The organism is Brevundimonas sp. (assembly GCF_031412435.1).
GTDB lineage: Bacteria > Pseudomonadota > Alphaproteobacteria > Caulobacterales > Caulobacteraceae > Brevundimonas.
Window position 1 is genome coordinate 1 of sequence record NZ_JANODA010000040.1, and the last position, 24,435, is coordinate 24,435.

The following is a 24,435-nucleotide window of genomic DNA, read 5'->3' on the forward strand; positions in this document are numbered from 1 at the left end:
CATCGCCGCGCACGCCATGACTTCCATCCGTTTCCTGCTGCTCGTCGGCACCGCCCTGGCCACCTCGTCGGGCGCCGCCTTCGCCCAGACGCCCGCGCCGGCGGTTCCCGCCCGGGCCCAGGCCCCGACCCAGACCCCGCCGCCGGCACCCGCCGCCACGCCGCAGGAAGAGGCTCCGGCCGAGGATAGCGAAAAGCCCGCCGAGGCGGCGGCGCTCGATGACGTGGTCGTGTCCGCCCGGCCCAACGACATCCGCACCTCCAGCGAAGGCACCAGCTACAGCCTCGCCAACGATCTGCAGGCCCAGACCGGCACCCTCGCCGAGGCGCTGCGCAACATTCCCTCGGTCGAGGTCGATCCCGACGGCAATGTCAGCCTGCGCGGCGATCCCAACGTCACCATCCTCGTCGACGGTCGGCCCGCCAGCCAGTTCAACGGCCCCAGCCGGGGCCAGTTGGTTCAGCAGATCCCGGCCTCCCAGTATGCCCGTATCGAAATCCTGACCAATCCGTCCGCCGCCTACAGCCCCGAGGGCTCGGGCGGCGTCATCAATCTGATTTCCAAACCGACCACGGTGCGACCGGGGCAGACCACGACCGGCTCGCTGCGCGCCAATGTCGGCGACAGCGGTCGCTACAATGTCGGCGGCAGCCTCTCGCATGTAAATGGACCGACGACCCTGTCCGCCGACTTCGGCGTGCGCCACGACGCCTATCTGCAGGAGCTGACGCGGTTGCGGACGCGGTTTGACGCCGGTTCCGGCCGGTTCCTCGAGGCCCGTCAGAGCCAGAATGTCGAGGGCGATTCCGACAGCGTCTTCGTCCGCCTGGCGGTCGAGCACAATCTGGACGCCAGGACCCAGCTGACGGGCGACGTGCGCCACACGGACGTCGACAGCTTCGCCGACAGTATCGACCTGTATGAAGCCGACGCGGCCGGCGGCGGCATCGCCTCGGCCTATCGCCGTGTCTCGGGCGGCGGCTTTCAGGGCCAGTTCTCCGGCGCGAGCGCGCGCATCCTGCGCCGCTTCGACGAGGCGGGCCATGAGTGGTCCAATGAGCTGCGCTATGACCGCAACCGTTTCGGCATCGACTTCGCCACCCTTGCCGACCGCCTCATCCCCGTGGCGGCCCCCTTCAGCGAGTTTCTGAGCAACCAGAACAGGCAGGACCAGATCGGCTTCACCAGCGCCTATGTCCGGCCGATGGCCGACGGCGGCCGGCTGCGACTCGGCTATGAGCGTCAGGCCCTGACCCTCGATCAGGACAATCTCTTTGCCCGCGGGGCCACCCCGGCGATGCTGGTCGCCGACCCTGTGGTGTCCAATGAGTTTCGCCTCGATCAGACGGTGCACGCCGTCTATGCGACCCTGGAACGGCCCTTCGGAGACAAGCTGACCGCCCAGTTCGGTCTGCGCCTCGAACAGGCCGAACTCGAGCTGAACCAGGTCACGACCGGTCTCCGGTCGTCACAGGACTATTTGCGCGCCTATCCGACCCTGAATATGTCGTATCAGCTGGACGAGACCCAGACCCTGCGGGCCAGCTATGGCCGCCGGATCCAGCGCCCGGGTCCGGGTGACCTGAACCCCTTCCTGACCTATCAGGACAATCTGAACCGCCGCTCCGGCAATCCCGACCTGCTGCCGCAGGAGACGGACGCGCTGGAGCTGATCTGGGGTTATCGCCAGCAGCAGACCTTCTACCAGGCCACCCTCTATTACCGTGACACGCGCGACGCCTTCACCCCGGTCACGACCGATCTGGGCGGCGGCGTCTTCCTGACGCGGCCCGAGAATCTCGGGGCCAGCACCTCGACGGGCCTTGAGCTGGTGGCCAGCGGCGCCCTGCATCCGACCCTGCGCTACAACGCCACCGTCAACGTCTTCCGTCAGGAGATCGACGCCGCCGGTCTGGTCGGCACTGCTGACAGCGAGGGCGAAAGCGTCTCCGGCCGGCTGACCCTGAACTGGACGCCGACCCAGGCGGACTTCCTCCAGGTGTCGGGCGTCTGGGGCGGTGAGCAACTGCTGGCCCAGGGCACGCGCGAACAGTCGACGCTGGTCAACCTCGGCTATCGCCGCAAGCTCAGCGCCTCCTGGTCACTCAATGTGACGGTGCGGGACGCGTTCGACGATTTCGGGGCCACCACGACCATCGCCACCCCGGCCTTCACCGACCGGTCGGATCAGGTGTTCGGCGGCCGGGCGGCCTTCATCGGCCTGACCTGGAATTTCGGCGGCGGACAGCGGCGGCCGGAACAATTCGACTTTGCGGCCCCGACCACCGGCGGGTGATCCCGCCGGTTCAAACCGGCCCCTTGTGTGGCCCCCTCGCCACACCCAGATCAGTCGCACCGGACGGCGCGTTGCTTGCCACAGAGGGCGCGCCGGCCGGAACTCCGCCTCTGAAGGGGATACGCCTTGAACCTCGACCTCTATTCCGACCGCGCCAAACAGGCGGTCCAGTCCGCCCAGTCGCTGGCCCTGGCCAGGAAGCACCAGCAGTTCGCCCCCGAGCACCTCCTGAAGGTGCTGCTGGAGGAGCGCGACGGCCTGGCCCGCAACCTGATCACCGCCGCCGGCGGCGACGCAGCGAAGGCCGCTGACGGCGCCGAGGCCCTGCTCAAGAAACGCCCCCAGGTCGAGAGCGCGACCAGCCAGCTCTATCTCGACGGCGCCACGGCCCGCGTCTTCGCCAATGCCGAGGAGACGGCGAAGAAGGGCGGCGACGCCTTCGTCACCACCGAACGGATCCTCGCCGCCATCGCCCGCGAGGGCGGCCCCGCCGGCGACGCGCTGAAGTCCGCCGGGGTCACCGCCGACAAGCTCGACGCCGCCGTCGCCGATGTGAGGAAGGGCAAGACGGCCGACAGCGCCGCCGCCGAGGACGGCTACGACGCCCTCAAACGCTACGCCCGCGACCTGACCCAGGCCGCGCGCGACCAGAAGATCGACCCCGTCATCGGCCGGGATGAAGAGATCCGCCGCACCATCCAGGTCCTGGCCCGGCGCACCAAGAACAACCCCGTCCTGATCGGCGAGCCCGGCGTCGGCAAGACCGCCATCGTCGAGGGTCTGGCCCTGCGCATCGTCAACGGCGACGTGCCCGAGAGCCTCAAGGACAAGACCGTCATGAGCCTCGACATGGGCTCCCTGATCGCCGGCGCCAAATACCGTGGCGAGTTCGAGGAGCGGCTGAAGGCCGTGCTCGGCGAGGTCACGGCCGCCGAAGGCCAGATCATCCTCTTCATCGACGAGATGCATACCCTGGTCGGCGCCGGCAAAGGCGACGGCGCCATGGACGCGTCCAACCTGCTGAAGCCCGCCCTCGCGCGCGGCGAGTTGCACTGCGTCGGCGCCACCACCCTCGACGAATACCGCAAGCACGTCGAGAAGGACGCCGCCCTCGCCCGCCGCTTCCAGCCCGTCTTCGTCGACGAGCCGTCGGTCGAGGACACCGTCTCCATCCTGCGCGGCCTGAAGGAGAAGTACGAGGTCCACCACGGGGTCCGCATTTCCGACAGCGCCATCGTCGCCGCCGCCACCCTGTCGAACCGCTACATCACCGACCGCTTCCTGCCCGACAAGGCCATCGACCTGATCGACGAGGCCGGCAGCCGCGTGCGCATGGCCGTCGACTCCAAGCCCGAAGCCCTCGACGAAATCGACCGCCGCCTGGTCCAGCTGAAGATCGAGCGCGAGGCCCTGAAGAAGGAGACCGACAACGCCTCGGTCCAGCGGCTCGAAAAGCTGGAAGACGAGATCTCCGACCTCGAGATCGAGTCCCAGGAACTGACGACCCGCTGGAAGGCCGAGAAGGACAAGGTCGGGCAAGGCGCCCAGTTGCGCGAGACCCTCGACCGCCTGCGCGCCGAACTGGCTGCGGCCCAGCGCAACGGCGACCTCGGCCGCGCGTCCGAGATCGCCTACGGCCAGATCCCGCAAATTGAAAAGCAGTTGGCCCAGGCCGAGGCCGACGAAAAGACCGCCTCGCCCCTCACGCCCGAGGTCGTCGACGCGCAACAGATCGCCGCCGTCGTCTCCCGCTGGACCGGCGTTCCGGTCGACAAGATGCTGGAGGGCGAGCGCGAGAAACTGCTGTCGATGGAGGACGCCCTGCGCGGCCGCGTCGTCGGTCAGGACGCGGCGCTGGAGGCCGTCGCCGACGCCGTCCGCCGCGCCCGCGCGGGCCTCAACGACCCGAACCGCCCGCTCGGCTCTTTCCTGTTCCTCGGCCCGACCGGCGTCGGCAAGACCGAGCTGACCAAGGCCCTGGCCGCCTTCCTGTTCGACGACGAGACCGCCATCACCCGGATGGACATGTCGGAGTACATGGAGAAGCACAGCGTCTCCCGCCTGATCGGCGCCCCTCCGGGCTATGTCGGCTATGACGAGGGCGGCGCCCTGACAGAAGCTGTCCGTAGGCGCCCCTATCAGGTCGTCCTGTTCGACGAGGTCGAAAAGGCCCACCCCGATGTCTTCAACGTCCTGCTCCAGGTGCTGGACGACGGCCGCCTGACCGACGGTCAGGGCCGCGTCGTCGACTTCCGCAACACCCTGATCATCATGACCTCCAACCTGGGTTCGGAAGCTTTGGCCAACCAGGGCGAGGGCGACGACGTCGAGGCCGTGCGCCCCTTCGTCATGGAGGCCGTCCGCGCCCACTTCCGCCCGGAATTCCTGAACCGCATCGACGAGATCATCCTGTTCCGCCGCCTCGGCCGCGACCAGATGGCCGGCATCGTCCGCATCCAGCTTCAGCGCCTTGAAAAGCTGATGGCCGACCGCCGCCTGACCCTGTCCATCGACGACGGCGCCCTCGCCTGGCTGGCGGACAAGGGCTACGACCCCGTCTACGGCGCGCGCCCGCTGAAGCGCGTGATCCAGAAGGACCTCGTCGACCCGATGGCGAAGAAGCTGCTGGCGGGAGAGCTGGAGGACGGCTCGGTGATCGCCGTGTCAGCGGGGGCGGACGGGCTGGAGATCGGGAAGGCGCGGGTGCATTAGATCGCCGCTTTATTCACCACGCGGGCTCTACGACCGAAACTGACGTATCAATGTTCTATCTTTGTTCCTGATAGAACATCGGTCTTGGCGAAACCTTCGGTAGGCGACATGCTCCCTGTACATCTTAGAGACTCAGCGCTCGCTGAGGACAGGGGAATGGAATGCCCACTGCCTACCACATGGTTCACTACCGCCGCTTCAACACCGGTGGCGTCGATATCGGGCCAGAAACTTTTGAATCCGCGTGCCGGAAAGCCCTCGGACAGGCTGTTAACGGAGGACAGTCGCTATGGGAGCGCGCACAAGACCGGCTGCTTGATTTGGGTGGCGGCGACGGCGGTCAGCTCGTGTTGAACCGGGTCGCAGACTTGGAAAGCGCCGTCTTTGGCGAGATGTGCTTGGTCCAGAACCACGGGCTCCAAGCTCTCCTGCAACTGAGGGCGCAGACCGTACAGCTCTCCAATATTACGACCGCCGAGATTTTTGGCCTCGACGAGCGCGCGGCTCCGGCGGGTTCTCAGTTTGTGCGAGGCATGGCCTATTGGCTGGCAATCGGAGACCACGTGCTATTCGTCAAAACGCAGTCGATGACCTCTGACCTGTTCAAACAGTATATGGACTGGTTGCTGAAGCAGCAGACCGGCACGCTGGGCCAGAATGTTCCGCTGAACTTCCAAGCGGAGTTCGACAAGGCGCAAGTCGCGGGCGATATTGGCGACGTCCGGAGCCTGCGGATTAGTGGCAAGTCTGTTCCGCAGCTCACCATCGTGCCAAACGACGCTCCTGAGCGGGACCGAACAGTCGCTACCTCGCGAAAGGTCGCCGAGAAGTACGCTGTGTTTGAGCAGGCCAAAACGTTGGCCGAGGTCGTCTTCGGCAAAGCCAAGACGGAGTCGCTCGTCGAGAGCATGGGGCCAGAAGAATTTTTGTCCGCCGAAACCACCTTCAAAGTGCAAGGGCGAAGGACGGAACGATCTCGCGAAGTGATGAAAGAGCTGGCAAACGAACTAGCCGATACCACGGACGCGATGGTTCAAGTTGAAGGTAAATTCGGGCGTGTCTCGGACGACGACGCGATTTTGAGAACTCGAATGCCGTTTGATATCGAAGCCGACACCAGCAATCTCCTTAACTTCGACAACGTCGCCGACCAACTTCAAGTGACGTATCAGCGGTTCGTCGACGACGGAAAGATACCTGCAGCTTGATCCTTCTGGTCACCATCGTTGGCGCGTGCTTGTCAGCTCTGCTCTTCGGTATTTTTGTACCGCTCGAGCAGATGCTCGGGGGCCTACAATCTGTCGTTACGGCCCTTTCGATCGTCACGGCAGCGGTTTTCGTGCGCCTCAATAGGGGTATGCCGACCCTCGATTGGAAAAGCCTCACGATCGATGAACGCAAACGCCTAACCCGGGCAATCGTGGAGCTAACGAAGGAATACGCAGTCATCGTCGCAATCAACGGACTGCTGCTCTTGGTTGCGGTGGGTCTCATCACAGCTGGGATACAAGGCGTCTCGCATCTGTTACCGGCAGCCCAAATCGCGTTCTCTGCTGTCGTTGGCTTTCTTTCCGGCCTCTGTATAGCCAGGATGGCCTATGTCGTTTGGCGCGACTTCGATATCGTTTGTCTTCAACGAAAATTGGTTGATGAGAGCGGGGAGCGGGAAGCTGTAGAGGCAGAGCGAAAGATCGCCGCCTCCAAGATTGCTGACATGGCCGCCGCTGGATTGCGTAAGCAGCCACCGGTCAAACCAAAGGAATGGAAAGACTAGTCGAGGGGCACGCTAGCGTCTCAAGTCCCAACACGCAGCAGCCCTGCATCCCGTCGCACACGAAGATCGACATTTTGTGGATGTCCGTCGAACAGCCCCTCTGCCGCCTCGTGCAAGGCGGCTGTCATCACATCCTTCAGCCGACGAAAGGCCCCCGCGTCTCCACGGGAGCCTCTGGTCTCCTCGCCGTCGCGCTCCCGGCCTTACGGGTTGATGACCACCTTGATGCAGCCGTCGTTCTTTTCCTGGAACATCTTGTAGGCGTCCGGGCCGTCTTCCAGCTTGATCTTGTGGGTGATCAGGAAGCTCGGGTCGATCTCGCCCTCCTCGATCCGGCGCATCAGGGGTTCGAGGTATTTCTGCACATGGGTCTGGCCGGTCTTGAGGGTCAGGCCCTTGCCGACGACGGCGCCCATCATCACCGGCACGGGGCCGACGAAGACGCCGGGCAGGCTGATCGTGCCGCCGGGGCGGCAGGCGATGATGGCCTGGTTCAGGGCGTAGGGACGCTCCATCTTGCCGGCGACGGTCTCCTGAACCTTTTCCAGCATGCCGCCCGAGCCGTGGCTTTCCAGGCCGACGGCCTCAATCACCGCGTCGGGGCCGACGCCGTTCGTCATGGCCATGATCTCGTCCTGCAGCTCGCCCGCGACGGCGGCGAAGTCGATGGTCTCGGCGCCGCACGCCTCGGCGAGGCGCAGCCGCTCCTCGACCTGGTCGATGGCGATGACGCGTTCGGCGCCCATCATGAAGGCGCTGCGGATGGCGAACTGGCCGACGGGGCCGCAGCCGAAGACGAGGACGGTCTGGCCGGGCTGGATGTTGGCGTTTTCGGCCGCCATCCAGCCGGTCGGGAAGATGTCGGACAGGAACAGGACCTGGTCGTCGGTCAGGCCGTTCGGCACCTTGATCGGCCCGACGTCGGCATAGGGGACGCGCAGATACTCGGCCTGGCCGCCCGGGATCCCGCCGTAGGTGTGGGTGTAGCCATAGAGGCCCGCGGTCGGATAGCCGATCATCTTGGCCTGTTCGGCCCCGTTCGGGTTCGACCGCTCACACACGGAAAACAGGCCGCGCTTGCAATAGTCGCACTCGCCGCAGCTGATGGTGAAGGGCACGACGACGCGGTCGCCGACCTTCAGTTTCGTGTTGTCCTTGCCGACCGCGACGACCTCGCCCATCGTCTCGTGGCCCATGACGTCGCCGGACTTCATGCCCGGCACGAAGCCGCCGTACAGGTGCAGGTCAGACCCGCAGATGGCGCAGGAGGTGACCCGGATGATGGCGTCGCGGCCGTCCTGGATCTCGGGGTCGTCCACGGTCTCGCAGCGGATGTCGCCCTTGCCGTGCCAGCACAACGCCTTCATGTCGATCTCCTCGGTGTGAAGAGGAAGAAGGCCCGGGGCGGCGGCCCGGTTCCACTGTCCGGCGCCAGACAGAGGTCCATACCCGTCAACGGATGCCCGGATTCCGCCCGCGATTTCAACAGGCGGCCCTGACGAAGGGCTTTATGTGCGGCGCCCGTTCCGGCGGGTGTATCCTGCACGCGGTCTCAGGCTGCCGAACGCTTCGGACGCTACGGACGCTTCGGACTGTGTTTTGCCGTCCGCCCGATGGGACTCAGTGGACTATCTGGACTCCAATTTCGGAGTCACCTTCGACGCCGACACAGCAAGGAGCCGCCGATGACCGAACCCGTCCTCCTCTCCGGCGGCAATCCGCAGATCGCCAAGGGGTTCGGCGACGCGCCGGTGCAGGCGTATCTCGACGCCGTCCCGGGCTGGAAGCAGGACATCTGCCGCCGCCTCGACGCCCTGATCGTCGCCACCGTTCCGGGCGTCCTGAAGGCCGTGAAATGGAACACGCCGCTGTATGGCGTGGAGGAGGGCCGCTGGTTCGCGTCCATGCACTGCTACACGAATTACGTTCGGGTCAGCTTCTTCCAGGGCACGCAGATGACGCCCGTCCCCGCCGGCCCGTCCAAGGTCGGCGCCGTCCGCTATCACGACATCCGGGAAGGCCAGTTCGACGAGGCGCAACTGACCGACTGGATGCGCCAGGCCGCCGCCCTGCCCGGGGAGAAGATGTGATGACCGAACCCGCAGCCACCGAACTGATCGACGCAAAGCTGGCCGGTCTCGGCGACTGGCGCGGCCAGAAGCTGTCCCACCTTCGCGCCCTGATCCGTCGCGCCCTGCCGCAGGTGGTCGAGACGGTGAAGTGGCGCAAACCGACCAACCCCAACGGCGTGCCGGTCTGGGAGGTCGACGGCATCCTGTGCACCGGCGAGGTCTACAAGACCTACGTCAAACTGACCTTCATGACCGGCGCGTCCCTGCCGGACCCGACGGGTGTGTTCAACGCCGGCTTCGGCGGCGGCGCCCGCCGCGCCATCGACCTCAAGGAGGGCGAGACGGTCGATGAGGCGGCCTTCATCGCCCTGATTCAGGCCGCCGCCGCGTACAACACGGCGAGAACGAAACCGGCGAAGAAGGCCTAGTTGCCGCGGGTCAGCCGGCTGGTCCCGCCCCGGATCTCGCAGACGTAGTCGGTCTGGGGCCGGCCCGACTGGGCGCCGGAGATGGGGGCGAGGATGCCGCCCCGGGCCGTGCAGTCGGCGGTCAGCCGGTCCAGCTCCTGGCCATAGGTCGGGTGGGAACGCGGCGGCCCGGCGCAGGCCGCCAGGGAGGCGGCGAGGAGCAGGGACGAAAGGAGGATACGCGCGGTCATCGGCAGGTCTCCGGGTGGACGGTCAGCCCCGGAACGCATCCTGCGCCCGAACGGCTCCGCCCGCCACCCGTCCGTTGGCGAAGGGGGCCGCTCGCAGGTGTTCGTTCACGCATCGTGGGTGACCGCGCGCCGCCGTTCACGAAGCCGGGCCGTCCGTCGCCGCAAGTCCGCTGGCGGTCGGGCCGGGCCGGGCCGAGGGTCGGGACATCGAGACCCGCCGGGCCTCCCGCTATCCAGAGGAACACCACAATGATCCGCACCGCCGCCTTCGCCATCGCCCTCTTGGCCGCCGCGCCCGCCCTGGCCTCGGACCCCGCCAGCCTCGCCCTGACCTTCGACACCGGCGCCTCGACCGGCGCCGTCATGGTCGCCCTCTACGACGAGACCACCTACGGGGGCGGCCAGCCGATCCGCGCCGCCCGCATCGACGTCGCCGCCGGCGAGCACAGCGTCACCTTCGAGGGCCTGCCCGCCGGCGACTATGGCGTGAAGGCCTTCCACGACGTCAACGGCAACGGCCGCATGGACACCAACCCCTTCGGCATGCCGACCGAGCCCTTTGCCTTCTCCAACAACGCCGTCGGCAACATGGGTCCGGCCAGCTGGGACCGCGCCAGGTTCAGCGTCTCCGGCGCCGCCGCCCAGACGATCAGCATCCGCTAACCCACCCCGTTCGAAGAGACCCGACATGACCCCCTCCCGCCGCCATTTCCTGATGGGCGCCGCCGCCCTGTCCGCCGCCGTCGCCACGCCCGAAATGGTCCGCGCCGCGATCGCCCAGGAGGTCGCCGCCCCCTGGGCCCTGGCCACCGCCGACCTCGAGGGCGACATCGCGCCGCGCGCCATGCGGCTGGTCCACGGCCGGGCGCCGGCGGGGCTGGAGGGGACCCTGTTCCGCAACGGTCCCGGCAAGTTCCGCCGCCCGGGCGGCAGCGCCACCCACTGGTTCGACGGCGACGGCCTGATGCGGTCGTTCACCCTGACCGACGGGGCCGTCACCCTCGCCGCCCGCTTCGCCGACACGCCCAAGCGTCGGACGGAGACCGAGCTGAACGCCGTCGTCACCCCCGGCTTCGGCACCGCAGGCGACAGCCGGGCGCGGATCGGCTCCAACGACGATGCGAACGCCGCCAATACCGCCGTCATGGTCACGGGCGACAAGGTCTGGGCCCTGTGGGAGGGCGGTTCGCCGCTGCGCATGGACGCCGCGACCCTCGCGACGGAACAGTTCGTCAGCCTGAGGGACGACCTGAAGGGCATGCCGTTCCAGGCCCATCCCCGGTATGCTCCCGACGGCACGATCTGGAACGTCGGCACCAATGGCGATCAGGTCATCGTCTGGCATCTACAGGCCTCGGGCGCGCTGATCGATGCACAGGTGCTGCGCCTGCCGCGCGCCTCCTACCTGCACGATTTCACGGCGACCGCGCGTCACCTGATCTTCGTGCTCCAGCCCTGGGTCTTCGACCACCCCGGCATGCCCTATCTGACGCAGTTCGCCTGGAAGCCGGAGTTGGGAACCCAGGTGCTGGTCGTCGACAAGGCCGACCTGACCTCGACCCGGATCTATGAGCTGGAGACCTTCAGCTTCTTCCACCTCGGTGACGGCTGGGAAGAGGCCGACGGCACGATCCGCTTCGACGTCGCGACCAACCGGGACGCCACCTTCGCCATCGAGGGCGCACGGGTCCTGGTCGCGGGCCGGGGCACGGTCCCGGGCGAGGCCAGCGTGCTGAAACTGGTCACCCTGCATCCGCACGGGCGCGCCGAATTAACCTCGTCCGGGGTGACGGCGGAGTTCCCGAAGGGCGATCCGCGTCGCGCCGGGATCGAGCGCAGCCTGACCGTCCATGTCGCCGGAGAGCGCGGCGGCCGCCCCCTGCCGAACGGTCTGGCGGTGCAGGACTGGAAGACTGGCCGCAATCACGCCTTCAGCTTCGGCGACGACCAGATCATGGAGGAGGCGGTCTTCGTGCCGAAGCCCGGAACCACCGCCGAACGCGACGCCTGGCTGGTCGCCCCGTCGATCAATCTGGCCGAGGGTGTCACCGAACTGCACGTCTTCGATGTCGCCTCGGTCGAGGGCGGGCCGGTCGCGACCTGGCGGGCCGACGTCGCCCTGCCTGCCGGCTTCCATGGGGCTTGGAGAGGGTAACGGGCTCAAGCAGCGCGCCCGCGCGATAGCCGGACCAGTCAGTACCAACCGGCCTCGCGCAGGGCCCGGGCGTAGCGGCGGCTGACCGGCGCGGTCACGCCGCCGTCCAGGGTCAGGGTCGCCCGACCGTCGCCCCGGGCCACGTCGCGAACCGCGTCCTTCGCCACCCACCAGCTGCGGTGGGTCTGGGATCCCTCCAGCCCCTCCAGCTCCTCCAGCGCGTCGGACAGCCGCATCAGGATCAGATCCGAGCCCCGGTCGGTGTGGATGCGCAGGTAGTGATCCTCGGCCTGCACGGCCCGGATCGCCGCGCCGCGCAGCTTCATCGGCAGCCGGTCAGGAAAACGGGCCGGGGCCGAACCGGCGGAGCCGGCGTGGGTCTGGACTGGCTGTGCCCTGGACAGGAAGACGTTGATCGCGCTCATCACCGCCGTGATGGTCAGCACCGGCCCGACCATCAGAGGCAGGGTCGACAGGGGATAGGGCTCGCCCTCGAACACCACCCCCGTCACGAACCAGACCATGAAAGACACCGGTCCGGTGATCGCGGCCGTCAGCGCGGCGACAGCCAGCCATGGCCGTTCGTCCATGTCGATCCAGCGATCAATCAGTCGCGAACAGACCTGACCCCAAAGCGCGCCCGCCAGCATGACCGGAACCCAATAGACAAGCCGGAGCCACAGGGGCGCATCGATCATGCCGAACGCGCCCGACACGGCCAGGACGACGCCCGCAGCCGCCGCGATGAGCAGGCCGCGGAACAGACCCAGTGTGGCCGGTCGGTTCGGACGCAATGGCAAGGCGGTCGCGGTCATGGGTGGACGAAGCGCTCCGGCGCGTTGACTGTGGATCGGACTTTCGCGGACCAAAGGGTGCTTTGATGAAGTTGGCAATCCGGGCTGGCGCCTTGGCGATATTTCTCACCGGTTCGGCCTCGGCTGCAACCGCCGCCGATCTGGTCCTGAACCTGTCGACGCGGGGCTCGGGCGGGCGGATCGCGGTCGCCGTCTATCGCGACGCCGAGGCCTTTCGGCGCGGCGAAGGGCCGGTCGCGAGCCGCATGGTCCCGCGGACCGGCGCGGTCACCTCCCTGACCATCACAGGCCTGGCGCCGGGCCGATATGCGGTCGCGGCCTTCCACGACACGGACGGAAACGGCGACCTGACCCTGTGGCCCATCGGTCTGCCCCGCGAGGCCTACGGTTTCTCCAACGACGCGCGTGGCCGGTTCGGGCCGCCGCCCTTCGGCCGGGCGGCCTTCGATCTGCCGGCGGCGGGTGCGACCCAGGCGTTCCGGCTGCACTGAGGCGTTCGTTCGCGAAGCGCAGGCGTCGGCTGGCGAACCGGCGCTGTCGGTCCGGGCTTTGGAGCGAGACGGTGACTCGTTTTTCAGGGAGCCACCGCCGTGACCCAGGTTCAACCGCCACTGTCGCAGACCCATCGTCTGTTCCTGCTCGCGCCGCCCGTGATTGCGGCCGGGGCGCTGGCCTGGTTCCTGTTTGTGGCAGGGCCACAAGGCGGGCTGCCGTTCCAGCCTCACGCGCCGGACTGGGCGCTTCTGGCCCGCCAGACCCCCGTGCTGCAGGTCCATATCGCGGCGGCGCTCCTCGCCCTGGTGATCGGCCTGATCCTGCTGGCCGGAATCAAGGCAACCCGCCTGCACCGGACACTGGGGTGGGGTTGGGTCCTGGCCATGGCGACGGTAGCGATCAGTTCGTTCTTCGTGCGCGAGCTGAACGGCGGCGCTCTCTCGCTGGTCCATCTCCTGAGCGGCTGGACCGTCGTCATCCTGCCGATGGCCGTCCATGCCGCGCGACGTCACGAGGTCGTCAAACACCGGGGACGGATGACCGGCCTCTTCGTCGGAGCCCTGGTGATCGCAGGGTTGCTGACGCTCTTTCCCGGCCGGCTGATGTGGCGGGTGTTCCTGGGCTAGGCCTTCGCTTCGGCGGGACACACCGCGCGGAACCCCGCCGAAGCGAAGCGAACCATGTAGTCGCAGGCGGTCTCCAGGTCGCCCGATCGGCACAGCCCGCCGGACAGCCGGTCCAGACGCCCGGTCTCGCCCAGCGTCAGGGTCAGGGCTCCCGACAGGTTGTGATAGGCCCAGTAGAGATCGACCTCGCGGGCGTCGGGCAGGACGACCTTGACGAGTTCGATCAGTCGCCGGATCGCCGGGTCGAAGTAGCGGGCCATGGTCTCGCCGCCGAAGGTCGGGTTGGCGTTGGTCTGGGCGACGAGGGCCGAATAGTGCTTCCAGCCGGGACCGCCTTTCAGCGACCACTGGAATGGCGGCTCGAGGAAGGCGCGCAGCAGTCCCTCCAGCGTCATCGACTCCCCATTGGCCAGGGCATACCGGTTGATCGCCTCGACCCGTTCGTTGTTCCACACCTCGGCCCGGCGCAGGAAGACAGCGTCGAACAGATCCCGCTTGGCCCCGAAATAGTAATGGACCAGGGCCGTATCCACACCGGCCTCGCGCGCCACTTCGCGAATGGTCACGCCATAGAAGCCGTGCTTCGAAAACAGGTCCTCGGCCGCATCCAGAATAGATTCGCGGGTGTCGCCGCCCACGCCCTCCGCCTTCACCTTGGGCGGCCGGCCGCGTTTTGCGGGCGCGGCGGGAACGGGCGGTGGAACGTCCAGCTTGCTCATCCGCCAAGCTAGTCACGAAAAAGCGTTTCGGTGCAACGGCGCCACAGACGGACCGCCACGTGTGGTCGGGGAAGCGCTGCCGTTTGACACCGGGGCCAAAGGTCGTCAGTTTCTCGGAAAATCATCGAACGCTGAATAAAAGCGTCGACGGCTGGAAACATCATTGGAAGAGGGTTTCGCATGAACAGACTCATGAAGAGCGTGCTGCTGGCCGGGGCCGCGTGGAGCGCCGCCTCGTCGATGGTCATGGCGCAGGACGCCGGACCGCAGGACGAACAGACCGCGCTGGACGACGTCGTCGTCACCGCCCGTCGTCGCGACGAACAACTGAAGGACGTCCCGGTCGCCGTCTCGGCCCTGTCGGCCGAACAGCTGGAAAACACGGGCGCCACCGACATCACCGCCTTGCAGCAGCAGACGCCGAACGCCACTGTCCAGATCGCCCGCGGTTCGAACTCGACCCTGATCAGCTTCATCCGCGGCGTCGGCCAGCAGGACCCGCTGTGGGGCTTCGAGCCGGGCGTGGGCCTCTATATCGACGACGTCTATGTCGCCCGCCCGCAAGGCGCCGTGCTCGACATCTTCGACGTGAACCGCATCGAGGTTCTGCGCGGTCCGCAAGGCACCCTCTACGGCCGCAACACGATCGGCGGCGCGATCAAATACGTGACCAAGCGCCTCGGCGACGAGTTCGAGTTCATGGGTCGCGGCACCCTCGGCAGCTATAACCAGCGTGACGCCCTGGTTTCGGCCACACTCCCGCTGGGCGACACCTTCGCCGTCGGCGGCGCCTTCGCCAAATACGACCGTGACGGCTTCGGTACGAACCTGTTCACCGGCGAAGAGCAGTACGACAAGGACGTCACCGCCTATCGCGCCAGCGCCGAGTGGACACCCACCGACCAGCTGTTCGTGCGCTTCGCCTGGGATCGCGTCGAGGATGACTCGGCTCCGCGTCACGGCCACCGCGAGGTCAACTCGACCACCGGCGGCTTCACGCCTCCGGCCGGAATCTACGACACCAACGCCGGCATCCGGGGCAACCAGGAAGTCGAGACCCAGGGCACGTCCGTCACGGTCGAATACACCGTCAATGACATGCTGACCCTGAAGTCGATCTCGGCCTGGCGCAGCGGCGACACCGCCACCGTCATCGACTTCGACCAGACGCCCCTGCCGTTCCTGGACGTTCCGGCCGTCTACGCCGACGAACAGTTCACCCAGGAGTTCCAGGCCCTGATGCAGGGCGACAACTGGTCCGGCGTCGCCGGCCTGTTCTACCTCGACGGCGAGTCCTCGGGCGTGTTCGACACCATCGCCGGCAACCTGGGTCTGGCCATCGCCGCGGCCGGCTATGTGAACACCGAGTCGTTCTCGGCCTATGCCGACTTCAGCTACGACTTCTCGGATCGCCTGCACGCCTCGATCGGCGGTCGCTACACCCAGGACAAGAAGGACGCCGGCGTCCAGCGCTTCTTCTACCTCGGCGCGGCCCGCTCGCCGCTGACCGGCGGGACGGCCCGGGCCATCTTCGCCACCCGCACCAACTATCTGGCCGACGACACCTTCGAGAAGTTCACGCCGCGGGTCAGCGTCTCCTACGATCTGACCGAAGAACTGACCGGCTACGCCTCGATCAGCCAGGGCTTCAAGTCCGGCGGCTGGGACATGCGCGGCGACGCGGCCCTGGTGCCCTCGACCGTCAACGGCTACCAGCCCGAGACCGTCACCACCTATGAGCTGGGCCTGAAAGGCACCGCGTTCAACGACCGCCTGTCGTTCGCCTCGGCGGCCTTCTATTCGGACTACACGGATCAGCAGATCACGACCCAGCAGGTGGCGACGCTGCCGGCCGTCGGCGTGGCCTCGGTCGTCGACAACGCCGGCGCCTCGACCATCTACGGCTTTGAATTCGAAGGCCGCGCCTTCATGACGGACAACCTGACCTCGAACTTCTCGGTCGGGTACCTGAAAAATGAGTTCGATCAGTTCATCACCCGGATCACCGGTACGCCGGTCGATATCTCGAACACCCGCGAGCCGCAGAACTCTCCGGAATGGTCGGCCTTCTGGGGCGTGACCTGGTCGGGGGATCTGGCAGGCGGCGAGCTGAACATCACCCCGTCGATCTCCTACCGCTCGGATTACCATCTGTTCGACGCGCCGGATCCGATCCTCGACCAGGACGCCTACACCCTGGTCGACCTGGCCGCGATCTGGACCGCTCCGAGCGGCCACTGGCAGGTCGCCCTGACCGGCAAGAACCTGACGGATGAGGAATACAAGGTCGGCGGCTACAACTTCGCCGGCGCCACCTTCAACAACTCGATCTCGGCCTTCTACGGCCCGCCGCGCACCTTCTCGGCGTCGGTGACCGTCCGGTACTGATCCACGCACGACCTGACTGGGGCGGCGGTTCGACAGAGCCGCCGCCCTTTTTCTTTTGCAGCCTGTGCCGGCTCTCATGTCGACGAGGCCTGATCCGGGCGGAAAACCGCTTCACACTTTTCCTGATCTGGCCCTACGGTCCAGGCAAGGAACGAGAGTCCAGAGGAGACCCAGATGACGGATACGGTCGCAGCAGTCCCGGCGAAGCCCGGCTATCGCTACTACGTGCTGGCGGTCCTGATCCTGGTCTACATGCTGAACTTCCTGGACCGGCAGATCATCGGCATCCTGGCCGCGCCGCTGAAGGCGGAGTTCGGCCTGTCGGACAGCCAGTTCGGCCTGCTGGGCGGCATCGCCTTCGCGTCGGTCTATTCGACCCTGGCCATTCCGCTGGCCTGGCTGGCGGACCGCTACAGCCGGGTCTGGATCATGACGGGGGCGCTGGCGGTCTGGAGCGGCTTCACCGCCCTGTGCGGCGTGGCCACCTCGTTCACCCAGTTGTTCCTGTTCCGCATGGGCGTGGGCGTGGGCGAGGCAGGCGGAGTGGCCCCGGCCTATTCCCTCGTCGCCGACTATTTCCCGCCGCATCAGCGGGCCCGGGCGCTGGCGGCCTTCGCCTTCGGCATTCCGCTGGGTACGGCGGCGGGCACTCTGGTGGGCGGCCTGTTGGCGGCGACCTATGGCTGGCGCACGGCCTTCATCGTGGTCGGCCTGGTCGGCGTGCTGCTGGCCCCCGTGCTTCTTTTCACGGTGCGGAATCCCACCCGGGGTGGCACCGACACGATCAAGACCGAGGCCGAGCTGGCCGCCATCGCCGCCGCGCCCGTGGTCGGCTCCGGCCGATCCGGCGCCATCGCCGCTCTGATCATGCTTGGCCTCGGCGCCGGCTGTCTGATCCTGGCGGCCCTGAATCATTTCGCCGGCCTCCAGCTCGGCAACGCCCTGGTGCTGGCCTTCGGCGGCCTGCTGGCCACGGTCATCGGGATATCGCTGACCATCGCGCGCCGCACCGCTTCGGCCGTCATTCCCAAACCCAGCTTCTGGCTGCTGGCGCTGGGCGCGGCCTCGTCCTCGGTGTGCGGATACGGCGTCGCCGGCTGGCTGCCGCTGTTCTTCATGCGCAGCTTCGGCCTGACCCTGTCCCAGACCAGCTGGTACTACGCCGGGATCGCCCTGATCGGCGGCGTGCTGGGCATCTGGGCCGGCGGGGCCATCGCCGACAAGCTGTCGAAGCGCGGCAAGGGAGCCTATCCTCTGACGCCCGCCATCGCCTTCCTGATCTCGGCCCCGATGTTCATCCTGGCCATGAATTCACCCTGGCTGATCGGCCTGGTCATCCCGGGCGGCGGCACCAACGCCCAGCAACTGATCCTGGCCTTCCTGATCTTCATCATTCCCACCGGCCTGAACCTGGCCTGGCTGGGTCCGATCACCGCCTCGATCCAGCATCTGGTCCCGGCGCCGATGCGCTCGACCGCCTCGGCCCTGTTCCTGCTGATCAACAATCTGCTCGGGATCGCGGTCGGCTTCTTCTATTTCGGCTGGATGAGCGACCTGCTGGCTCCGCGGTTCGGGGAGGAGAGCCTGCGCTGGGCCATCTACACCGGCATGGGCTTCTATTTGCTGGCGGCGGTGCTGCTGATCGGCGCCTCAAAGACCCTGAAGCGCGACTGGATCGACTAGTTCGCCGGCGATTTCGGCTACGCATTCCCGGCCAATCCCGGTGATTTCGACTACGCATGGACCGCAGTTTCCGGCGATTTCGGCTACGGCAAACGTCGCAAAGGCGGCGAAAACCGCAGTCTGAAACGGCAGAGACGGCCGTCCAGCCGTCGTCGCGGGCGGCGCGGCGGTCCGAGACGGTTGCGCCTGCGAAGGCGGCCCGCCTATAAGCGCGGCCAATCCTTCCCAGCGATCGCGGCGGTCTCCCCATGAACATTCACGAATATCAGGGCAAGCAGGTCCTGAAGGGCTTTGGCGCGCCGGTCGCCGAGGGCGTGGCCATCACCTCCGCCGATCAGGCCGAGGCTGCGGCGCGCTCGCTGCCGGGTCCGCTCTATGTCGTGAAGAGCCAGATCCACGCCGGCGGGCGCGGCAAGGGCAAGTTCAAGGAACTGGGTCCCGACGCCAAGGGCGGCGTCCGCCTGGCCCGCTCGATCGAAGAGGTCGTGGCCAACGCGAAAGAGATGCTCGGCAACACCCTGGTGACCGCCCAGACCGGCGACGCCGGCAAGCAGGTCAACCGCCTCTATATCGAGGACGGCGCCGACATCGACCGCGAACTTTACTGCTCGCTGCTGGTCGATCGTGAAGTCGGCCGCGTCGCCTTCGTCGTCTCGACCGAGGGCGGCATGGACATCGAGGCCGTCGCCCACGACACGCCCGAGAAGATCCAGACCATCGCCATCGACCCGGCCACGGGCGTGACCGACGCCGACGTGGCGAAGATCAACGCCGCCTTCAAGCTGGACGGCGCGGCGGCCGAGGACGGCAAGAGCCTGTTCCCGATCCTCTACAAGGCCTTCATCGAGACCGACATGTCGATGCTGGAGGTGAACCCCCTGATCGTCATGACCAACGGCCGCCTGCGCGTGCTGGACGCCAAGGTCAGCTTCGACGGCAACGCCCTGTTCCGCCACGACGACATCAAGCTGCTGCGCGACGAAACCGAAGAAGACGCCAAGGAGATCGAGGCCTCCGAGTGGGACCTCGCCTATGTCGCGCTCGACGGCAACATCGGCTGCATGGTCAACGGCGCCGGCCTGGCCATGGCGACGATGGACATCATCAAACTGTACGGCAAGGAGCCGGCCAACTTCTGCGACGTCGGCGGCGGCGCGGGCAAGGAGAAGGTCGCGGCGGCCTTCAAGATCATCACCGCCGACCCGGCCGTCCAGGGCATCCTGGTCAACATCTTCGGCGGCATCATGAAGTGCGACGTCATCGCCGAGGGCGTGGTCGCGGCCGTGAAGGAAGTCGGGCTGAAGGTGCCGCTGGTCGTCCGCCTCGAAGGCACCAACGCCGAGCTGGGCAAGAAAATCCTCAACGAGTCGGGCCTGACCATCCAGGCCGCCGACGACCTCGACGACGCCGCCCAGAAGATCGTCGCGGCGGTGGGGTGATGCCGTCGTTTCCACGATTTCGGGTGGAGTATACGAGCAACAGCGATTTTACCGTTCCACCTGCTTGGAGCGACTACGAGTCAAAAGACGCTGCTCTGGATGGTTGGGATGCGCTGGCAGCCCAGTATGAGTTCATGTGGTTGTTGGAATGGGGTGTTCGCGACGACAACGGCAAGGCGGACTGGGTGTGCACCTTCTGGTCCAAAGATACTTGGGAAGAAGACCCTGCGGATCTGAGTGACAACGAGGGCTGGGCTGAGAAGCGAGGCAAGTGGAATGCACGCACCCTTTTTCAACCCATCGAACGCCGCACTGAATAAATTAACGATGCGATTGAAAGTCTGAACATGTCCATCCTCGTCGACAAGAACACCAAGATCATCGTCCAGGGCCTGACCGGCAAGACGGGCGGATTCCACACGGAACAGGCCCTGGCCTATCACGGCACCCAGATGGTCGGCGGCGTGCACCCGACCAAGGGCGGCCAGACCTGGACCGGCTCGCACGGGGAGACCCTGCCGATCTACGCGTCGGTCGCGGAAGCGAAGGAGGCCACGGGCGCCGACGCCTCGGTGATCTACGTCCCGCCGGCGGGAGCGGCGGCCGCCATTATCGAGGCCATCGAGGCCGAGATCCCCTTCATCACCTGCATCACCGAAGGCATTCCGGTGCTGGACATGGTCAAGGTCAAACGCCGCCTCGAAGACTCGAAGTCGCGACTGCTGGGTCCGAACTGCCCCGGCATCCTGACGCCCGACGAATGCAAGATCGGCATCATGCCGGGCTCGATCTTCAAGAAGGGCTCGGTCGGCATCGTCTCGCGCTCGGGCACCCTGACCTACGAGGCCGTGTTCCAGACGACCAATGAAGGCCTGGGCCAGACCACGGCCGTCGGCATCGGCGGCGACCCAGTCAAGGGCACCGAGTTCATCGACATGCTGGAGCTCTTCCTGGCCGACCCGGAAACCACCTCGATCATCATGATCGGCGAGATCGGCGGCGGCGCGGAAGAAGACGCCGCCCAGTTCCTGATCGACGAAGCCAAGAAGGGCCGCAAGAAGCCGATGGCCGGCTTCATCGCGGGCCGTACCGCTCCGAAGGGCCGCACCATGGGTCACGCCGGCGCTGTCGTCTCGGGCGGCAAGGGCGATGCGGAATCCAAGATCGCCGCCATGCAAGCCGCCGGCATCCGCATGTCGGAATCGCCGGCTCGCCTCGGCAAGACTTTGGTCGAAGTGCTGAAGGGCTAAACAAACCCCTTCAGCGAGCGTTCCTGCGAAGCGCCGCGCTAACACTCGGCTCGCCCCCCGGTCCGATCTTCGATCGGCCGGAGGACAGGCTCCGCCTCTCTGCTTGAGCGCGATCCGGCGTTTTGGGCATCGTTCGTGCGGCGAAATGACATCGAAGACGCCTCCGGTTCGTGCCGGGGGCGTTTTTCTTTGGCGTTTCAGCCAATTTCTTCGCCATTCGCCCCGGTTCGGTCATGACCCATAAGGAAACACAGCCTATATGATCCGCGCCGGCCTCACGCGGATGTGACCGCTCAGAAACCCGAGGCCGATGCGGGACGACGATACTATGGCGGACGATGCCGGTCGGCTGAACCAGGTCTTTGCCGAGACCAGCTTCCTCTACGGCTCCAATGCCGCCTTCATCGAAGGGCTCCACGACAAATGGGCGGTCGATCCGTCCAGCGTCTCGGCCGAATGGCGCGGCTTCTTCGACCAGCTGCGCGACACCGCTGCGACCGTTCAGGCCTCGGCCGCCGCCGGGAGCTGGGGCCGGTCGCGAGTCACCGAACCCACCGAAGAGACCGGCGTGTTCGACGGCCGCTGGCCCGCACCCAGGCCCGACCCGAAAGCGAAGCCGACCCCCGCCGCAGCGGCTCCCGCCGCCTCCCCGGCCCCGGCCGGCGCCTCCGCCGCCGAGATCCGCGCCGCCGCCCACGATTCCATCCGCGTCCTGATGCTGATCCGCAGCTATCGGGTTCGCGGGCACCTGCAGGCCACGCTGGATCCGCTGGGTATCGAGGCGGCGACCAACAATCCCGAGCTGACGCCCGAGTTCTACGGCTTCACCGAGGCCGACATGGACCGTCCGATCTATCTGGACGGCGTGCTCGGCATGGAGACCGGCACGATCCGTGAGGTGATGGCGGTCCTGAAGCGCACCTACTGCGGCAATATCGGCATCCAGTTCATGCATATCGCCGAGCCGGAGGAGAAATCCTGGCTCCAGCAGCGGTTCGAGGGGCCGGACGCCTTCGAGAAGAACGGCTTCACCCGGGAAGGCAAGATCGCCATCCTGAACAAGCTGATCGAGGCCGAGGGCTTCGAACGCTTCCTGCACAAACGCTTCCCCGGCACCAAGCGGTTCGGCCTGGACGGCGGCGAGGCCATGGTCCCGGCGCTGGAGCAGATGATCAAGCGAGGGGGCGCCCTGGGCGTCGACGAGATCGTCATCGGCATGGCCCACCGGGGCCGTCTGAACACGCTCGCGGCCGTGATGGGCAAGCCTTACAAGACCATCTTCCACGAGTTCCAGGGCGGCTCGTCCGTGCCTTCGGACATCGAGGGGTCGGGCGACGTCAAATACCATATGGGCGCCTCGTCGGACCGCGAGTTCGACGGCAACCACGTCCACCTGTCGCTGACCGCCAACCCGTCGCACCTGGAGATCGTCAATCCGGTCGTGCTCGGAAAGGCGCGTGCCAAACAGGCGTTCGACATCCGCGAGGCCAACAAGGGGCTGCCGGAAAGCCAGTGGGCGCTGGATCGCTCGAAGGTCATGCCGCTGCTGATCCACGGTGACGCCGCCTTCGCCGGCCAGGGCGTGGTGGCTGAATGCTTCGCCCTGATGGGCCTGAAGGGCTACCGCACCGGCGGGACGATGCATTTCGTCATCAACAACCAGATCGGTTTCACGACCTCGCCGCGGAACTCGCGCTCGACGCCCTATTGCTCGGACGTCGCCCTGATGGTCCAGGCGCCGATCTTCCACGTCAACGGCGACGATCCGGAAGCGGTCGTCTTCGCCGCCAAGGTGGCCACGGAGTTCCGCCAGAAGTTCAAGAAGGACGTGGTGGTGGACATGTTCTGCTACCGCCGCTTCGGACACAACGAGGGCGACGATCCGACCTTCACCCAGCCGATCATGTATTCGAAGATCCGCGCCCTGCCGTCGACGCGCGAGATCTACGCCAAGCGGCTGGTCGAGGAAGGCGTCCTGACCCAGGCCGAGGTCGACGCCGAGGTGACGCGTTTCGAGGCCTGGCTGGACGAACAGTTCGAGCTCGGGAAGACCTTCAAGGCTGACAAGGCCGACTGGCTCGACGGTCAGTGGAAGGGCGTGGGCCTGCCCGAGGGCGAGGACCGTCGCGGCGACACGGCGGTACCCGAGGCCAAGCTCAAGGATCTCGGCCACCGGCTGACCACCGTTCCGAACCAGGTCGACATCCACAAGACGCTGAAGCGGGTCATCGAAGCGCGCCGCGAGGCGATCGACACCGGCCAGAACATCGACTGGGCCACGGCCGAAAGCCTGGCCTTCGGCTCGCTGCTGACCGAGGGCTTCCCGGTGCGTCTGTCGGGTCAGGATTCGGTGCGCGGCACGTTCAGCCAGCGCCACTCCGGCATCATCGATCAGACCACCGAGGACCGCTACGTCCCGCTCAACAACCTGAGCCCCGACCAGCAGAATTTCGAGGTCATCGATTCGGCCCTGTCCGAAGAGGCGGTGCTCGGTTTCGAATACGGCTACGCCCTGTCGGACCCCAACACCCTGGTCATGTGGGAAGCCCAGTTCGGCGACTTCGTGAACGGCGCCCAGGTGGTCATCGACCAGTTCATCAGCTCCGGCGAACGCAAATGGCTGCGCATGTGCGGCCTGACCATGCTGCTGCCGCACGGCTACGAGGGTCAGGGTCCGGAGCACTCCTCGGCCCGACTGGAGCGGTTCCTGCAGCAGTGCGCCGAAGACAATATGCAGGTCGCCAACTGCACGACCCCGGCCAACTATTTCCACATCCTGCGTCGCCAGATGCACCGGCCGTTCAGGAAGCCCCTGATCATCATGACGCCCAAGTCGCTGCTGCGTCACAAGAAGGCGGTCTCGACCCTGAAGGACATGGCCGAGGGCTCGTCCTTCCACCGCGTCCTGCACGACGACGCCCAGACCCGCCCCGAGGTTTCCGGCATCACGATCAAGGGCGACAAGGATATCCGTCGCGTGATCCTGTGCTCGGGCAAGGTGTACTACGACCTGCTGGACGCGCGCGAAAAGAAGGGCGTCAACGACGTCTACATCCTGCGGCTGGAACAGTTCTATCCGTGGCCGATCAAGTCGCTGACGGCCGAACTGGCCCGCTTCCCCAACGCCGAACTGGTCTGGTGCCAGGAAGAGCCGAAGAACATGGGCGGCTGGACCTTCGTCGATCCGTGGATCGAGCTGACGCTGGAGAAGATGTCCGTCAAGGCCAAGCGCGCCCGCTACGTGGGTCGTCCGGCCTCCGCCTCGACCGCCGCCGGTCTGATGAGCCGGCACCTGCAGGAACTTGAAAAGTTCACTTCCGAGGCCCTCGCCTGACCCTGCGGAGACGGGCGGT

The 24,435-nt window shown here is 66.5% G+C and carries 20 protein-coding genes; 16 read left to right on the top strand and 4 right to left on the bottom strand.

The window, feature by feature from the left end:
- The 4 genes from RMO01_RS07160 to RMO01_RS07175 all read left to right on the top strand — a co-directional run.
- A partial coding sequence (locus RMO01_RS07160; RefSeq protein WP_309628354.1) for a TonB-dependent receptor domain-containing protein occupies positions 1-2,296 on the top strand: 2,296 nt, incomplete at its 5' end.
- 126 nt (positions 2,297-2,422) lie between these two features.
- Positions 2,423-5,008 carry an ATP-dependent chaperone ClpB gene (gene clpB / locus RMO01_RS07165; protein ID WP_309628355.1) on the top strand — a complete coding sequence of 862 codons (2,586 nt, stop codon included), beginning with the start codon at positions 2,423-2,425 and terminating at the stop codon, positions 5,006-5,008.
- Positions 5,009-5,169: 161 nt separating this feature from the next.
- Positions 5,170-6,216 (top strand): hypothetical protein, encoded by a 1,047-nt coding sequence (locus tag RMO01_RS07170; RefSeq protein WP_309628356.1) that lies wholly within the window; start codon positions 5,170-5,172, stop codon positions 6,214-6,216.
- Positions 6,213-6,782, top strand: coding sequence for a hypothetical protein (locus tag RMO01_RS07175; RefSeq protein ID WP_309628357.1), 570 nt, complete (start codon positions 6,213-6,215; stop codon positions 6,780-6,782). Before RMO01_RS07170 ends, RMO01_RS07175 begins: the two co-directional genes overlap by 4 nt.
- Positions 6,783-6,985: 203 nt before the next feature.
- On the opposite strand, the gene RMO01_RS07180 is transcribed toward RMO01_RS07175, so the two are convergent.
- The gene (locus RMO01_RS07180; RefSeq protein WP_309628358.1) at positions 6,986-8,149 is read right to left on the bottom strand and encodes a zinc-dependent alcohol dehydrogenase; all 1,164 of its coding nucleotides are present in this window, start codon (positions 8,147-8,149) and stop codon (positions 6,986-6,988) included.
- Positions 8,150-8,467: 318 nt separating this feature from the next.
- On the opposite strand from RMO01_RS07180, the gene RMO01_RS07185 reads away from it, so the two are divergent.
- Positions 8,468-8,872 (top strand): DUF1801 domain-containing protein, encoded by a 405-nt coding sequence (locus tag RMO01_RS07185; RefSeq protein ID WP_309628359.1) that lies wholly within the window; start codon positions 8,468-8,470, stop codon positions 8,870-8,872.
- On the top strand, positions 8,872-9,282 hold the full coding sequence (locus tag RMO01_RS07190) for a DUF1801 domain-containing protein (protein ID WP_309628360.1): 411 nt from the start codon (positions 8,872-8,874) through the stop codon (positions 9,280-9,282). Before RMO01_RS07185 ends, RMO01_RS07190 begins: the two co-directional genes overlap by 1 nt.
- Here RMO01_RS07190 and RMO01_RS07195 read toward each other — a convergent pair.
- Positions 9,279-9,512, bottom strand: coding sequence for a hypothetical protein (locus RMO01_RS07195; RefSeq protein ID WP_309628361.1), 234 nt, complete (start codon positions 9,510-9,512; stop codon positions 9,279-9,281). The genes RMO01_RS07190 and RMO01_RS07195 overlap by 4 nt on opposite strands.
- A 249-nt stretch (positions 9,513-9,761) precedes the next feature.
- Between RMO01_RS07195 and RMO01_RS07200 the strand changes: the two genes are divergently transcribed.
- Entirely contained in the window at positions 9,762-10,175 is a 414-nt protein-coding gene (locus tag RMO01_RS07200; RefSeq protein ID WP_309628362.1) for a DUF2141 domain-containing protein, read from the top strand.
- A gap of 25 nt (positions 10,176-10,200) precedes the next feature.
- A complete protein-coding gene (locus RMO01_RS07205) occupies positions 10,201-11,667 on the top strand; it encodes a carotenoid oxygenase family protein (RefSeq protein ID WP_309628363.1) in 1,467 nt (488 codons plus the stop codon).
- A 38-nt stretch (positions 11,668-11,705) separates the two neighbouring features.
- Here RMO01_RS07205 and RMO01_RS07210 read toward each other — a convergent pair whose 3' ends face one another.
- Positions 11,706-12,482 carry a LytTR family DNA-binding domain-containing protein gene (locus RMO01_RS07210; protein ID WP_309628364.1) on the bottom strand — a complete coding sequence of 259 codons (777 nt, stop codon included), beginning with the start codon at positions 12,480-12,482 and terminating at the stop codon, positions 11,706-11,708.
- 92 nt (positions 12,483-12,574) lie between these two features.
- Here RMO01_RS07210 and RMO01_RS07215 point away from each other — a divergent pair, with 92 nt between their 5' ends.
- A complete protein-coding gene (locus RMO01_RS07215) occupies positions 12,575-12,973 on the top strand; it encodes a DUF2141 domain-containing protein (protein ID WP_309628365.1) in 399 nt (132 codons plus the stop codon).
- A gap of 99 nt (positions 12,974-13,072) precedes the next feature.
- Positions 13,073-13,603, top strand: coding sequence for a DUF2306 domain-containing protein (locus RMO01_RS07220; protein ID WP_309628366.1), 531 nt, complete (start codon positions 13,073-13,075; stop codon positions 13,601-13,603).
- On the opposite strand, the gene RMO01_RS07225 is transcribed toward RMO01_RS07220, so the two are convergent.
- A complete protein-coding gene (locus RMO01_RS07225; RefSeq protein WP_309628367.1) occupies positions 13,600-14,322 on the bottom strand; it encodes a TetR/AcrR family transcriptional regulator in 723 nt (240 codons plus the stop codon). The two genes, RMO01_RS07220 and RMO01_RS07225, sit on opposite strands and share 4 nt — an antisense overlap.
- 180 nt (positions 14,323-14,502) lie before the next feature.
- Between RMO01_RS07225 and RMO01_RS07230 the strand changes: the two genes are divergently transcribed.
- The 6 genes from RMO01_RS07230 (at position 14,503) to RMO01_RS07255 (ending at position 24,416) form a co-directional block, all read left to right on the top strand.
- On the top strand, positions 14,503-16,710 hold the full coding sequence (locus tag RMO01_RS07230) for a TonB-dependent receptor (RefSeq protein WP_309628368.1): 2,208 nt from the start codon (positions 14,503-14,505) through the stop codon (positions 16,708-16,710).
- Between the two features lie 174 nt (positions 16,711-16,884).
- A complete protein-coding gene (locus RMO01_RS07235; protein ID WP_309628369.1) occupies positions 16,885-18,393 on the top strand; it encodes an MFS transporter in 1,509 nt (502 codons plus the stop codon).
- Between the two features lie 248 nt (positions 18,394-18,641).
- Entirely contained in the window at positions 18,642-19,832 is a 1,191-nt protein-coding gene (gene sucC, locus RMO01_RS07240; protein ID WP_309628370.1) for an ADP-forming succinate--CoA ligase subunit beta, read from the top strand.
- 23 nt (positions 19,833-19,855) lie between these two features.
- Positions 19,856-20,152 carry a hypothetical protein gene (locus tag RMO01_RS07245; protein WP_309628371.1) on the top strand — a complete coding sequence of 99 codons (297 nt, stop codon included), beginning with the start codon at positions 19,856-19,858 and terminating at the stop codon, positions 20,150-20,152.
- Positions 20,153-20,179: 27 nt separating this feature from the next.
- Positions 20,180-21,082: a succinate--CoA ligase subunit alpha gene (sucD, locus tag RMO01_RS07250; protein ID WP_309628372.1), complete on the top strand. Its 903-nt coding sequence runs from the start codon at positions 20,180-20,182 to the stop codon at positions 21,080-21,082.
- 328 nt (positions 21,083-21,410) lie between these two features.
- Positions 21,411-24,416, top strand: a complete 3,006-nt coding sequence (locus RMO01_RS07255; RefSeq protein ID WP_309628373.1) for a 2-oxoglutarate dehydrogenase E1 component — start codon at positions 21,411-21,413, stop codon at positions 24,414-24,416.
- Positions 24,417-24,435 lie beyond the last annotated feature (19 nt).

Coding starts and splice junctions, on each gene's coding strand:
- RMO01_RS07170 (WP_309628356.1), top strand. CDS start 5,170: ATGCCCACTGCCTACCACATGGTTCACTACCGCCGCTTCAACACCGGT.
- RMO01_RS07180 (WP_309628358.1), bottom strand. CDS start 8,149: ATGAAGGCGTTGTGCTGGCACGGCAAGGGCGACATCCGCTGCGAGACC.
- RMO01_RS07185 (WP_309628359.1), top strand. CDS start 8,468: ATGACCGAACCCGTCCTCCTCTCCGGCGGCAATCCGCAGATCGCCAAG.
- RMO01_RS07190 (WP_309628360.1), top strand. CDS start 8,872: ATGACCGAACCCGCAGCCACCGAACTGATCGACGCAAAGCTGGCCGGT.
- RMO01_RS07195 (WP_309628361.1), bottom strand. CDS start 9,512: ATGACCGCGCGTATCCTCCTTTCGTCCCTGCTCCTCGCCGCCTCCCTG.
- RMO01_RS07200 (WP_309628362.1), top strand. CDS start 9,762: ATGATCCGCACCGCCGCCTTCGCCATCGCCCTCTTGGCCGCCGCGCCC.
- RMO01_RS07205 (WP_309628363.1), top strand. CDS start 10,201: ATGACCCCCTCCCGCCGCCATTTCCTGATGGGCGCCGCCGCCCTGTCC.
- RMO01_RS07210 (WP_309628364.1), bottom strand. CDS start 12,482: ATGACCGCGACCGCCTTGCCATTGCGTCCGAACCGACCGGCCACACTG.
- RMO01_RS07225 (WP_309628367.1), bottom strand. CDS start 14,322: ATGAGCAAGCTGGACGTTCCACCGCCCGTTCCCGCCGCGCCCGCAAAA.
- RMO01_RS07230 (WP_309628368.1), top strand. CDS start 14,503: ATGAACAGACTCATGAAGAGCGTGCTGCTGGCCGGGGCCGCGTGGAGC.
- RMO01_RS07235 (WP_309628369.1), top strand. CDS start 16,885: ATGACGGATACGGTCGCAGCAGTCCCGGCGAAGCCCGGCTATCGCTAC.
- sucC (WP_309628370.1), top strand. CDS start 18,642: ATGAACATTCACGAATATCAGGGCAAGCAGGTCCTGAAGGGCTTTGGC.
- sucD (WP_309628372.1), top strand. CDS start 20,180: ATGTCCATCCTCGTCGACAAGAACACCAAGATCATCGTCCAGGGCCTG.
- RMO01_RS07255 (WP_309628373.1), top strand. CDS start 21,411: ATGGCGGACGATGCCGGTCGGCTGAACCAGGTCTTTGCCGAGACCAGC.